Origin of the sequence: Ralstonia edaphi (assembly GCF_958350185.1) — a bacterium.
Taxonomy (GTDB): Bacteria; Pseudomonadota; Gammaproteobacteria; order Burkholderiales; family Burkholderiaceae; genus Ralstonia; species Ralstonia edaphi.
On record NZ_CATWHI010000005.1, the window covers coordinates 234234 to 247191 of the forward strand.

The following is a 12958-nucleotide window of genomic DNA, read 5'->3' on the forward strand; positions in this document are numbered from 1 at the left end:
CAGGGAGAACGCCGTTAGAATCCCTTCTCGGATCGGGGAACGGCCAAAAGCCCGCCATGTTAACCGTGGGCGGATGACGGCCGGATGAAACACGCAGGAAACATGCCCTGATATTGCATCGATGTTGTGTATTTCCCACCTTCAGCTCTCCGCGATGAATCTCGCCCGCTTCGATCTCGTCACCCTCGGCCTGTTTGTGGCGGTGGCCCGGCTGGGCAGCATCTCGGCTGGGGCCCGCCAATCGCACTTGGCCGTGGCCGCGGCGAGCAAGCGGATTTCCGATCTGGAAGCGGCCGTGGGCGCGCCGTTGCTGTATCGCCATGCTGCGGGCGTGGAGCTGACTGAAGCCGGCCAGGCGTGCTTCCGCCACGCCGTGGGCATCCTGCAGGACGTCGAGCGCATGGCGGGTGCGCTGTCGGACTTTGCCGCCGGCACGCGGGGGCTGGTGCGCGTGTGGGCCAACACCTCGTCGATTACGCAATTCCTGGCCGATGACCTCGCCGCGTTCATGCTGGCCAATCCGGCCATCCGCATCGCGCTGGAGGAGCAGGACAGCGGCGATATCGTCGCCGCGCTGCGCGAGAACCGGGCGGATCTCGGCATCTTCGCGGCCGGTACGCCGTGCGATGGGCTGCAATCGTTCGACTACCGCGAAGACGATCTCGCCTTGGTCACGCCGCGCGGTCATCCGTTGGCCGGGCGCAAGCAGGTCCATTTCGCCGACGCTGTGGATTTCGATTTCGTCAGCCTGCCGCCGGGCACGTCGCTGGCGGCCCAACTCGTCGACGAAAGCCTTCGGCTGGGCAAGCCGCTGCGCCTGCGCATCCAGGTGCGCAGCTTCGAAGCCGTCTGCCGGATGGTGGCCTCGGGCCTGGGCGTGGGTGTGTTGCCGCGCATCGCCGCGCAAGGGCATGTATCCAGCCTGCCGGGCGCCGGTCTGGCGCTCGTGGCGCTCCAAGACGAATGGGCGCATCGCCGCCTGCTGGTGGGCGTGCGCGACCCCGATGCGCTGACCAGCTCCGCGCGCCTGTTGATGACGCATCTGCTCGGCAGCCCCGCCGCACTCTGAATTCAACGCCTTCCATACGACCATGCCGACACAGGTTTTGCAGGACATCCGCGTGCTCGAACTCGGGCAACTGATTGCCGGGCCGTTTGCTGCCAAGACGCTCGCCGACTTCGGCGCACAGGTCATCAAGATCGAGCCGCCGGGGCAGGGCGATCCACTGCGCAAATGGCGGATGCTGCATGAGGGCACATCAGTCTGGTGGGAGGCGCAATCGCGCAACAAGCAGTCGGTCTGCGTCGACTTGCGTGTCCCGGAAGGGCAGGAAGTCGTTCGCAAGCTGGCTGCTGAAGCCGATGTGCTGATCGAGAACTTCCGCCCGGGGACGATGGAAAAGTGGGGGCTGTCGTACGAAGCGCTTTCCGCCATCAACCCGAAACTGATCATGCTGCGTGTGTCGGGCTACGGCCAGACGGGCCCCAAACGGGATGAGCCGGGCTTTGCGGCCATTGCCGAAGCCATGGCCGGCCTGCGCTATCTGACCGGCGAACCGGGGCGCCCGCCTGCCCGGGCGGGGCTGTCGCTTGGCGATACCATCGCCGGTTTGCATGGCGCGTTGGGCGTGCTGCTGGCGCTGTACGAACGCGATGCGCGCGGCGGCAAGGGGCAGGTGATCGACGTGGCGCTGTATGAATCCGTGTTCAACCTGACGGAGAGCCTGCTGCCGGAGTATTCGGTGTTCGGCGCGATCCGCCAGCCGGCGGGCGGGGCGCTGCCGGGTATCGCACCGTCGAACGCCTATCGCTGCGCCGGTGGCGAATACGTTCTGATTGCCGCCAACGGCGACAACATCTTCCGCCGCCTGATGCAACACATGGGCCGGCAAGATCTGGCTGACGATCCCGGCCTGGCCCGCAATGACGGCCGGGCCGCGCGTGCCGAGGAAATCGACGCTGCCATCAACGCGTGGACGAGCACGTTGCCCATCGCCGAGGTTCTGGCTGCGCTGCATGCGGCCGAAGTGCCCAGCGGCCCGATCTACACCATCGCCGACATTGCCGCCGACCCGCACTACCGCGCACGCGGCGTGATCGAAACCGTGCGTGCGCAGTCGGGCATCGAGGTCGAGATGCCGGGCGTGGTGCCCAAGCTTTCCGCCACGCCGGGCGCTGTGCAGGCGAGCGCGCCGCGCCTGGGCCAGCACACGCGGGACGTCCTGCGCGGCCACGGCCTGACCGATGCGCAGATCGACACGCTGGTTTCGCAGGGCATCGTTGCCGAAGCCAAAAGCTAAGCAGCTAGGACGATCCCGCATGTTGTGTTGCAAATCGTTGCGGTAATATCGCCGCCAAGGCAGTGAACGCCACAGAACAGGAGACAGGCATGGGGACACGAGTCATTGGGCGCTGGGCAAAATGGATGGGCGCAGCGCTGTGCGCGACAAGCCTGCTGGCTGCCAGCCCCGCCGTTCTGGCACAGGGCAAACCTGAAAAGAGCAAGGTCACCATCGCGGTGGGCGGCAAGGCGCTGTTCTACTACCTGCCGCTGACCATTGCCGAGCGCCTGGGCTACTTCAAGGACGAAGGCCTGGACGTTGAAATCGTCGACTTTGCCGGCGGTGCAAAAGCGCTGCAGGCCGTCGTGGGCGGTAGCGCCGACGTCGTGAGCGGTGCCTACGAGCACACGCTGGTGCTGCAGGCCAAGGGCCAGATGTACCAGGAGTTCGTGCTGCAGGGGCGCGCCCCGCAGATCGTGCTGGCGGTCAACAACAAGACGATGCCCAACTACAAGTCGATCGCCGACTTGAAGGGCAAGAAGATCGGCGTGACGGCGCCGGGTTCGTCGACCAACATCATGGTCAATTACGTGCTGGCGCGCGCCGGCATCAAGCCGAACGAAGTGTCGATCATCGGCGTGGGCCCGAGCAGCGGGGCGATTGCGGCAGTACGTGCAGGCCAGATCGACGCCCTGGCCAACCTGGACCCCGTGATGTCGATGCTCACACAGAAGAACGAAGTGCGCGTCGTCTCCGACACCCGTACGCTGGCCGATACCAAGGCCGTCTTCGGCGGCAACATGCCGGCCGGCTGCCTGTACGCGTCCACCGCGTTCATCCAGAAGAATCCGAACACGACGCAGGCGATGACCAACGCCATGGTGCGTGCGCTCAAGTGGCTGCAGAAGGCCGGCCCGTCGGACATCGTCAAGACGGTGCCGGACGCCTATCTGCTGGGTGACCGTGCGCTCTATCTGGCGGCATGGGACAAGGTGCGCGAGGCCATTTCGCCGGACGGCACGATGCCCGCCGACGGCCCCGCCACGGCGCTGCGCACGTTGTCGGAGTTCGATGCGGAAGTGAAGGGCAAGCAGATCAAGCTCGACCAGACCTTCACCAATACCTTCGTGCAGAAGGCCAACGCTAAGTACAAGTAATTTCGACAGGCTTTCAGCAACGCGCCCGGTTTCGCCCGGGCGCATTGCTTTTTGGACCGCAGACCATGCCGCATCCCGCGCTTTCATTCGATCAGATCACCTGCACGTTCATCTCGCCCGACACGCCGGGCCAGCGTTACACCGCCGTGCAAAACACCTCGCTGGAGGTACATGCCGGCGAGTTCGTCTCCGTGGTCGGCCCCACCGGCTGCGGCAAATCCACATTGCTGAATCTGGCGGCGGGGCTGTTGCAGCCGTCTTCCGGGCAGGTGCGCGTGTTTGGCGAACCGCTGGTCGGCATTAACCGCCGTGCCGGCTACATGTTCCAGGCAGAGGCGCTGATGCCATGGCGCAGCGCGCTTGACAACGTGATGGCCGGGCTCGAGTTCCGGGGCATGCTCGACAAGGAGGCGCGTGACCTCGCCATGTCGTGGCTCGCGCGCGTCGGGCTGGCTGGCTTTGAAGACCGCTACCCGCATCAGCTTTCCGGCGGTATGCGCAAACGCGTGAGCCTAGCGCAAACGCTGGTGCTCGACCCCGACATCATCCTCATGGACGAGCCGTTTTCCGCGCTCGACATCCAGACGCGCCAGCTGATGGAAAACGAGGTGCTCGACCTCTGGGCCGCCAAGCGCAAGGCGGTGCTGTTCATCACGCACGATCTGGACGAAGCGATTGCCATGAGCGACCGCGTGGTCGTGCTGGCCGCCGGCCCCGGTACGCATCCGATCGGCGAATTCACGATTGACCTGCCGCGCCCGCGCGATGTGGCCGAGATTCGCGACCAGGCCGGCTTTGTCGACCTGCATTCGCGCATCTGGGACGTCCTGCGCGAAGAAGTGCTCAAAGGCTATGCGCAGCACCGCCGCGTGGCTTGACCTGAATCTGATCGATTGCATCCATGGCTAACCGTCCGCTTTCTCCCTTTGCGCTGCGCACCTGGCAGCTTGGCCTGCTCGTCGTCACGTTGGGTGTGTGGCACTTCGCCACGCGCTCGCAGGAAGTTGCGTTCTTCTTCGGAGAACCGCTCATCGTTGCCCAGCGCATCTGGGCGTGGTTCGTCACCGAAGGCGATATCTATCAGCACCTTGGCGTGACGTTGGCCGAGACGGTGCTGGCCTTTGCCATCGGCACCGCCACGGGCCTGGGTGCCGGCTTGTGGCTGGCGCTGAGCCCGGCGGCATCGGCGGTGCTGGATCCGTACATCAAGGCGGCCAATTCGATGCCGCGCGTGATCCTGGCGCCGATCTTCGGCGTGTGGTTCGGGCTGGGGATCTGGTCAAAGGTCGCGCTGGCGGTGACGCTCGTGTTCTTCATCGTCTTCTTCAACGTCTACCAGGGCGTGAAGGAGGTGAGCCCCGTCGTGCTGGCCAATGCGCGCATGCTCGGGGCATCCCAGCGGCAACTGCTGCGTTTCGTCTATCTGCCGAGCGCAACGAGCTGGGTGTTCTCGTCGCTGCATACGTCGGTGGGCCTGGCGTTCGTCGGGGCGGTGGTGGGGGAGTATCTCGGTTCCGCACGCGGTGTCGGCTACCTGATCCTCCAGGCAGAGGGTACGTTCGACATCAACACGGTGTTTGCGGGCATCGTCGTGCTGACGGTCTTCGCGCTCGTCCTGGACTGGCTCGTCGGATTGATGGAAAAACGCCTGATGCGCTGGCAACCGAAGAGCGGCGAGACGGAAAAGCTCTGAGCGACGCAAACGTCACATCGACCCTGTCATGAGCGGGGTCATGCAACTAGACGGTCGGTCTACTACAATGCGACCCATCATGAGCAAGCACCCCGAACCCGTCACCGCTGAAGGCGCCGAAGCCCGGCACGACACCCGCGACCGCATCCTGGACGCCGGTGCCGAGCTGATCCTCGGGCGTGGCTTTTCGGCCGTCGGGTTGGCGGAAATCCTGGGCCGTGCGCAGGTGCCGAAGGGTTCGTTCTATTACTACTTCGGCTCCAAGGAAGATTTTGGCGTCGCCATGCTGGAGCGCTATTTCCAGGACTACGACGCGGGCGTTGTCAGCCTCTTCAACGACACGCGCATCGCCGCCCGTGAACGGCTGCTGCGCTATTTCATGGCCTGGATCGATCTGCACGAGCGCAGCGCATGCGAAGTCACGTGCCTAGCGGTCAAGCTGTCGGGAGAGGTGTCGGATTTGTCGGAACCGATGCGCAAGGTGTTGTCGAAGGGGATGACGCGCATGGTCGAGCGCATCGCCGCCGCAATCGAGGCCGGTGTCGCCGACGGTTCGTTGGCGCCCGTGCAGGACGCGCACGAACTGGCCGAAGGCCTGTACGCCATGTGGATGGGCGGTGCACTGCTGGCCAAGGCGCACCGCACGGTCGACGCGTTCAAGAGCTGCGTCGCGCAAACGGAAATGCTGCTGGCCAAGCCCAAACACTGACGTCGAACGAAACCGACTGCCGGCGAGGCACGTTCCTCGCTTTTTCTTTGATTCCGGTTCTAGATGACCGGTCGAATAGTGCATTTCAGGAGCTGATATGACTCAACAACTGCTGTCCCCGGTTCAGACCGGCCGTACGACCCTCGCCAATCGTGTCGTCATGGCGCCGCTTACGCGCTCGCGCGCCGGCCAGCCGGGTGACGTGCCGACCGAACTGAACGTGACTTACTACGCCCAGCGCGCAACCGCTGGCCTGATCGTCACGGAGGCCACGCAAATTTCCCGCCAGGGCCAGGGCTACGCCTGGACCCCGGGCATGTACACCGACGCACAGGAAGCCGGCTGGAAGGCGGTGGTGGATGCCGTGCATGCCAAGGGCGGCCGCATCTCGCAACAGCTGTGGCATGTGGGCCGCATCTCCAACACGCTGCTGCAGGAAAACGGCCAGGCCCCGGTCGCGCCGTCGGCCATCGTCGCCAAGGGCGCGCAGAGCTTTGTGGTGCAGCCGGACGGCACGCCCGCCAATGTGCCGACCAGCGAGCCGCGTGCCCTGGCCACGGAAGAAATCCCCGGTGTGATCGCGCAATACCGCCAGGCCGTGCTGCGTGCACGTCGCGCCGGCTTCGATTTCGTTGAAATCCACGCCGCCAACGGTTACCTGCTGCACCAATTCCTGTCGACCAACAGCAACCAGCGCACCGACCAGTACGGCGGCTCCCTGGAAAACCGCGCCCGACTGATTCTCGAAGTCGTCGACACCGCCATCGCAGAGATCGGTGCAGACCGCGTCGGCATTCGCCTCTCGCCGCACTTCGTCGCGCACGACATTGCCGATGAACAAGCTGAAGAAAGCGCGCTGTACCTTGCGCGCGAGCTGACCAAGCGCGGCATCGCCTACCTGCACATCGCCGAACCGGATTGGGCCGGCGGTCCCGAGCTGAGCAACGATTTCCGTCGCCAACTGCGCGATGCCTTCAAGGGCACGCTCATCGTGTGCGGCCAATACACGGCGGAAGAGGGCGAGCAGATGATCGCCTCCGGTTTGGCGGATGCCGTTGCGTTCGGTCGTCCGTTCATCGCCAATCCCGATCTAGTGGCGCGCTTCCGTGCCGGCGCATCGCTCAACAAGCCGGATCGCGCAACGTTCTACGGCGGCCAGGAAAAGGGCTACACCGACTACCCGACGCTGGAAGAAGCGGCCTGATCATCCGTTGCATCAAAGAAAAAAGCCGCGCAGGCGATCAACCTGCGCGGCTTTTTTTTGTTCAGCGCTGACGTTTTTAAGGCTGAATCACGACCTTGCCCGTCACCTTGCGCGCCGCCATGTCCAGCAGCGCCTGCGTTGTCTGCTCCAGCGGATAGCGCGCAGAGATATGCGGCCGGATCTTGCCTTCCTGCATCCAGCCGAGCATCTGCATCATGTTCGCCAGATTCGCCTTCGGCTCGCGGCGCGCGAATTCGCCCCAGAACACGCCCACCAGCGATGCGCCTTTCAGCAACGCAAGGTTCAGCGGCATCTTGGGGATCTCTCCGTTGGCAAATCCGACCACGAGGTAGCGGCCCCGCCAGGCGATGGAGCGGAACGCCGGCTCCGCGTAGATGCCGCCGACCGGGTCGTAGATCACGTCGGGGCCTTTGCCGTCCGTCAGTTCCTTGATGCGCTCGCGCAGGTCTTCGGTCGAATAGTTGATGACAGCGTCGGCGCCGTGGTCCTTGCAGACTGCGAGTTTCTCGTCGCTCGATGCCGCAGCGATGACGCGCGCACCGATCGCCTTGCCGATCTCGATGGCCGCCAGCCCGACGCCGCCCGCCGCGCCGAGCACGAGCATCGTTTCGCCGGCCTTCAGTTGCCCGCGATCGACCACCGCGTGGTGCGACGTGCCGTACGTCAGCGTGAACGCCGCGGCGGTGTCGAACGCCATGCCCGGCGGCATCGGCATGACTACCTTGGCCGAGGCCTTGACCTGTGAAGCAAACGCACCCTGGCCAAGAAACGCGATCACGTGGTCGCCCGCCTTCAGATGCGACACGCCTTCGCCGACGGCGTTGACCACGCCCGCGACTTCCGAACCGGGCGTAAACGGCAGCTCCGGCTTGAACTGGTACTTGTTCTGGATGATCAGCACGTCAGGAAAATTCACCCCCGCGGCCTTTACGTCGATCACGACTTCGCCGGCGCCGGGCGAAAGGTCCGGCAGCGTTTCGATCACCAGCGATTCGGGCGGGCCCCAGGTTTTGCAGACGACGGCTTTCATCATGTGTCTCCTCAACAGTCTTGCGTTGGATTGTTCGCCATCTCGCATGCATCGCACGCGATCTCGTCCGGCAGTGTAACCGAATAAAAGCACGGTCGTTCGATTTGGCCGAGTGCGATGAATCGCGACGCTTGTCGACGCATTTTTTGTAAGCGTGCAGAACGTGTGCAGGAGCACGATTCGCGAACGTTGCTCGGTTACAATCCGCGCCATGCATATTCTCATTGCCAACGACGATGGATACCTCGCGCCCGGGCTCGCGGCGCTGCATCGTGCGCTGAGCCCGCTGGGCCGCGTGACGGTGGTCGCGCCGGAGCAGAACCACAGCGGCGCCTCCAACTCGCTTACGCTGCAGCGTCCGCTTTCGGTGTTCGAGGCGACGGAAGGTGCCCAGAAGGGCTTTCGCTTCGTCAACGGCACGCCGACGGATTGCGTGCACATAGCCCTCACCGGCATGATCGAAGAGAAGCCCGACTTGGTCGTCTCCGGTATCAACCAGGGCCAGAACATGGGCGAAGACGTGCTGTATTCCGGCACCGTCGCCGCCGCCATCGAAGGCTACCTGTTCGGTATCCCGTCGATTGCGTTCTCGCAGGCCGACAAGGGCTGGACGCACCTCGACGCCGCCGAGCGCGTGGCCCGCGAGGTGGTCGAACGCTATCTGTCCGATCCGCTCGACGGGCCGGTCCTGCTGAACGTCAACATCCCGAATCTGCCGTACGCCGAGCTGGCAGGTTGGCGTGCGACGCGTCTGGGCAAGCGGCACCAGTCGCAGCCCGTGATCCGGCAGGCCAATCCGCGCGGCGAGCCGATCTTCTGGGTCGGTGCCGCCGGCGATGCAAAGGATGCGAGCGAAGGCACCGATTTCCACGCCGTTGCGCATGGCTTCGTCTCGCTGACGCCGCTGCAGCTTGATCTGACCGATACGGCCCAACTGCGCACCGTGCGCCGCTGGCAGACGCCATGATCGGCATGGTGGCTCATGTCTGAACGTCCGCGCGACCGGCGTTTTCCGTTGCCGCTCGATGCAGTGGTCGAGCGCAAGCCAGTGGAACGCCAGCGTGAAACGCGAATCTCGTCCGGGGTGAGCGCCGTGTCACGCCCGACGCCGGCGCGTGCGGCATCGGTCGAACGCGCGTCACCGATTTCCGCCCCGGCACCTGCGCCGCAGCGCGTGGCGGGGGTCGACGCGGCGGTTGGCGCCGTTGCTGCGAGCGCGGTGCAGGCCCGCACGGCGGCGGCGCACGCGGCGGCTGGCGGCATGGCGTCGGACCGGGCGCGTCAGGCATTGGTTGGCCGTGTGCAAGCCGGGGGCGTGAGCGACAAGCGCGTGCTGGCAGCCATTGGCACCGTGCCGCGCCATTTGTTCGTCGACGCCGGCCTGGCCTCGCAGGCCTACGAAGATTCCGCATTGCCCATCGGCCATCAGCAAACGATCTCGAAGCCGTCAGTGGTCGGGCGAATGATCGAGTTGTTATTGAGCGGGCGGCCCGACCGTACTGGCATGCCGCTCGCGCGCGTGCTGGAAATCGGTACCGGCTGCGGCTACCAGGCAGCGGTTCTGGCGCAGCTGGCCGACGAGGTGTACTCGATCGAGCGCGTTCGCCCGCTGCATGAAAAAGCCAAAGCGAACTTGCGGCCACTCCGCGTGCCAAACATCCGTCTGCACTATGGCGACGGCATGCTGGGGCTCCCGAAGGCCGCGCCGTTCGACGCCATCATCCTGGCGGCGGCGGGGCTGGAGGTGCCGCAGGCGCTGCTCGACCAGCTCACCGTGGGCGGCCGGCTGATTGCCCCTGTGGCCACCGACCGCACCAGCGGCCCGGCGCAGCAGCTCGTTCTCATCGAGCGCCGCAGCCGCTTCCAGTTTCACAGTACCGCGCTTGAAGGCGTTTTCTTTGTCCCGTTAAAATCAGGAACTGTTTAGCATGTTCATTTCCCGGAGCTCCATGAACCGTCCAAGCCCCGCACGCGCAGGCCGGCTCGCCGTGGCGATGGTGTCGGCCGCACTATTGGCGGCTTGCGCATCCTCCGGCAACCAAGCCCCTGTTCTCGATCGCACCTCGCGCGCCGGCAGCACCGGGGCCACGTCGCAAGAGCCGCCGCCCCCCGGCTACTATCGGGTCAAGCGTGGCGATACGTTGTACAGCATTGCCCTGCGTAACGGCCAGGCGCCCCGCGATCTGGTGGCCTGGAACAATATCGCCAACCCTAACCAGATCGAAGTCGATCAGCTGCTACGCGTTGTTCCGCCGAACGCAGATGTCAGCAGCACCGGGGCCGTCGTCACACCGGTTCGCCCGCCTAACACGACGACGCAACCGGTCGATTCGACGCCCGCCACGCCGCCGTCCGCAGTGTCGTCCAGCGCTCCTGCCGGGGCAACTGACAACGCAATCTCGCTGGCCTGGCCGGCACGCGGTTCGCTCATCAACCGTTTCGATGACAAGAGCAACAAGGGCATCGACATTGGCGGCAAACGTGGTGACGCGGTGGTCGCTGCCGACGACGGAAAAGTGATCCACGTTGGACCCTTGCGTGGGTACGGGAATCTTGTCATCATCAAACACAACGACACGTTCCTGACCGCCTACGGCAACAACGATAAGGTTCTGGTCACCGAGCAATCCACGGTCAAGAAAGGGCAGAAGATCGCCGAAATGGGCAGTACCGATGCGGATCGCGTGAAGCTTCATTTTGAAGTGCGCCGCAACGGTAAGCCGGTCGATCCGATGCGCTACTTGCCGCCTCAATAGAGGAATGCATGCCGCGCCAGAAAGCCGCCACGCCCGTCACCCCCGCCGATGACAACATCGACGCTGCTGTAGAGGGCCAGCGCACCCCAAATGGGCGCGCGGGGCGGCGTGCGCGCGGCGCGGCACAGCCTCCTGCTGAAGAGATCGAAGTCGTCGACGCGCTGGTCGACGATCTACCTGCCTCTGATTCTGCTGATCTCAACGACACGTCGGACAGTGCCGACGAGCCGGATGAAGAAGAGGAAGAGGGTGAAGAGGCCGAGGAGGTTGCACCGGAGGAAGATTTCCGCAAGGTGCTTCAGGCCGAACTGGCCGCCGACACGGTTCAGCATTATCTCAATCGCATCAGCATCAAGCCGCTTCTGACGCCAGCGGAAGAACTGCATTTTTCGACGCTGGCCAAGGCGGGCGAATTTGCCGCGCGCCAGGTCATGATCGAGCGCAACCTCCGCTTGGTCGTGAGCATTGCAAAAGGCTATCTGAACCGCGGTGTGCCGTTGCTCGATCTGATCGAGGAGGGCAACCTGGGGCTGATGCACGCGATCGAAAAATTCGATCCGGAGCGCGGGTTCCGCTTCTCGACGTATGCAACGTGGTGGATCCGCCAGAGCATCGAGCGCGCGATCATGAATCAGGCGCGTACGGTTCGTCTGCCGGTGCACGTGATTCGCGAACTCAACCAGGTGCTGCGTGCCAAGCGTCATCTGGAAAAGAGCGGTGTGGACGGCCGGGACGCGAGCCTTGAAGACATCGCTCACTTGCTCGGCAAGACCACGGAGGAAGTGCAGGACGTGCTCTCGCTCAACGAGCACACGACTTCGCTGGATACGCCATTCGATCTTGATCCGGGCACGAGCCTGCTCGATTTCCTCTCGGACGAGCATGGCGCCTCGCCGGATCAAGAGGTGGCACATCGCGAGCTTTCACTGCTGATGAAGTCGTGGCTTGCGCGCTTGTCCGACAAGCACCGCTATGTGGTGGAGCGCCGCTTCGGCCTCAACTACATCGAGCCTGCGACGCTGGAAGAGCTGGCCGCGGAGATGGGCCTGACGCGCGAACGCGTTCGCCAGATTCAGCAGGAAGCGCTGGTCAAACTCAAGCGCCATTTCGCTTCGCAGGGCGTGCGCAAGGACGCGGTGCTGTAAGGCGCCGCTGCCTCTCTTCTTTCTCCTCCAATTTCATTCAGTCGTTCCGCAGCTCCAGCAGCATCGGTTGGTGATCCGATGCTTGCGTGGTGCTGTTGACTTCCGTCCTCAGCACGCGCGGTTTCAATGGATCGCTGATCAGCATGAAATCGCACGCGTAGGCCGGTTCGGTCCAGCCGGTGCGGTCGTGCACGCCGAAAGTCGGCGGCTGCGGCGTTGTGCCGTGGGCAATCTCCCACGCGTCGTGCAAAGCGGGTTCCTGACTGAACGGCACGGTCGCCAGGCGTTTAGGCGTGGAGTCCGGCTTGCAGTTGAAATCGCCGCAAATGATGGTTGCGGCCGTCTGTGCGAGTGGGCGGAAAGGACCCGCTTCGGGCTCGGTGCCAAGCACAGACGGATGATCCGCACGCGCGCAACCTTCCACGTGGATGGCTCGCAGGGCATCGATTTGCGCCACGCGTTGACGCTCCGAGTAGTACTCCAGATGCGTGGTGATGATGCGCAAGGCACCAAACGGCGCCTGCACGGTCGCCTCGATGGCCATGCGCGGCATATACGGTGTGACATCCGCCGGACAAGGTAAAGCGTGGCGCCGGATGTGATGCACGGGTAGGCGTGTGGCAATCGCGTTGCCGAAGCGCTGCACATGCATGCCGTTGTGGCGCTCCAGCGCAAAGCCTTCGATCACGGTGTATTCGGGGCCAAGCGCGTCAGCGAGTTCAGTCCATTGATCGCTGCCCGGCCCGCCTGGCAGATCGCCGAAACCGGACGTGACTTCCTGGAGGCACAGCACATCGAACTCGGCCATCTCACGTGCTTGCGGGAGTTGACGCGCAATGCTGACGTGCCCGTCGGCGCCACGGCCCCACTGGATATTCCACGTCAGGATGATGGTGCCCATGCTGATCCTCCGGTGTCTTACAATGCCGCCCTTGTCCTCATTTTGCCCAGGCTCGCTCGT

At 64.3% G+C, this 12958-nt stretch carries 13 protein-coding genes; 11 read left to right on the forward strand and 2 right to left on the reverse strand.

Annotated elements, in window-relative coordinates:
- Positions 1–154: 154 nt before the first annotated feature.
- From R2669_RS18625 to R2669_RS18655, 7 genes are all read left to right on the forward strand, one after another.
- On the forward strand, positions 155–1069 hold the full coding sequence (locus R2669_RS18625) for a LysR substrate-binding domain-containing protein (RefSeq protein WP_316901678.1): 915 nt from the start codon (positions 155–157) through the stop codon (positions 1067–1069).
- A 22-nt stretch (positions 1070–1091) separates the two neighbouring features.
- The gene (locus R2669_RS18630; RefSeq protein ID WP_316901680.1) at positions 1092–2300 is read left to right on the forward strand and encodes a CaiB/BaiF CoA transferase family protein; all 1209 of its coding nucleotides are present in this window, start codon (positions 1092–1094) and stop codon (positions 2298–2300) included.
- Positions 2301–2389: 89 nt separating this feature from the next.
- The gene (locus R2669_RS18635; RefSeq protein WP_147213472.1) at positions 2390–3439 is read left to right on the forward strand and encodes an ABC transporter substrate-binding protein; all 1050 of its coding nucleotides are present in this window, start codon (positions 2390–2392) and stop codon (positions 3437–3439) included.
- A 65-nt stretch (positions 3440–3504) separates the two neighbouring features.
- Complete coding sequence (locus R2669_RS18640; protein WP_147213473.1) at positions 3505–4317, forward strand: ABC transporter ATP-binding protein; 813 nt, start codon at positions 3505–3507, stop codon at positions 4315–4317.
- A gap of 23 nt (positions 4318–4340) precedes the next feature.
- A complete protein-coding gene (locus R2669_RS18645; RefSeq protein WP_012435311.1) occupies positions 4341–5132 on the forward strand; it encodes an ABC transporter permease in 792 nt (263 codons plus the stop codon).
- Between the two features lie 79 nt (positions 5133–5211).
- On the forward strand, positions 5212–5841 hold the full coding sequence (locus R2669_RS18650) for a TetR/AcrR family transcriptional regulator (RefSeq protein WP_316901682.1): 630 nt from the start codon (positions 5212–5214) through the stop codon (positions 5839–5841).
- 97 nt (positions 5842–5938) lie between these two features.
- Complete coding sequence (locus tag R2669_RS18655) at positions 5939–7045, forward strand: alkene reductase (RefSeq protein WP_102066998.1); 1107 nt, start codon at positions 5939–5941, stop codon at positions 7043–7045.
- Positions 7046–7121: 76 nt separating this feature from the next.
- Here R2669_RS18655 and R2669_RS18660 read toward each other — a convergent pair whose 3' ends face one another.
- The gene (locus tag R2669_RS18660) at positions 7122–8096 is read right to left on the reverse strand and encodes an NADPH:quinone oxidoreductase family protein (RefSeq protein WP_147213475.1); all 975 of its coding nucleotides are present in this window, start codon (positions 8094–8096) and stop codon (positions 7122–7124) included.
- Between the two features lie 211 nt (positions 8097–8307).
- On the opposite strand from R2669_RS18660, the gene surE reads away from it, so the two are divergent.
- Genes surE through rpoS form a run of 4 tightly spaced genes read left to right on the forward strand, consistent with a single transcriptional unit; the run spans position 8308 to position 11997 of the window.
- The gene (gene surE / locus R2669_RS18665; protein ID WP_009238415.1) at positions 8308–9063 is read left to right on the forward strand and encodes a 5'/3'-nucleotidase SurE; all 756 of its coding nucleotides are present in this window, start codon (positions 8308–8310) and stop codon (positions 9061–9063) included.
- 15 nt (positions 9064–9078) lie between these two features.
- Positions 9079–10023 (forward strand): protein-L-isoaspartate(D-aspartate) O-methyltransferase, encoded by a 945-nt coding sequence (locus R2669_RS18670; protein ID WP_147213476.1) that lies wholly within the window; start codon positions 9079–9081, stop codon positions 10021–10023.
- Between the two features lies 1 nt (position 10024).
- Entirely contained in the window at positions 10025–10852 is an 828-nt protein-coding gene (locus tag R2669_RS18675) for a peptidoglycan DD-metalloendopeptidase family protein (protein ID WP_147213477.1), read from the forward strand.
- 8 nt (positions 10853–10860) lie between these two features.
- Entirely contained in the window at positions 10861–11997 is a 1137-nt protein-coding gene (rpoS, locus tag R2669_RS18680) for an RNA polymerase sigma factor RpoS (RefSeq protein ID WP_316887953.1), read from the forward strand.
- 37 nt (positions 11998–12034) lie between these two features.
- Here the strand turns inward: rpoS and R2669_RS18685 are convergent, their stop codons facing one another.
- Positions 12035–12898, reverse strand: a complete 864-nt coding sequence (locus R2669_RS18685) for an endonuclease/exonuclease/phosphatase family protein (protein ID WP_316901686.1) — start codon at positions 12896–12898, stop codon at positions 12035–12037.
- Positions 12899–12958: the final 60 nt, after the last annotated feature.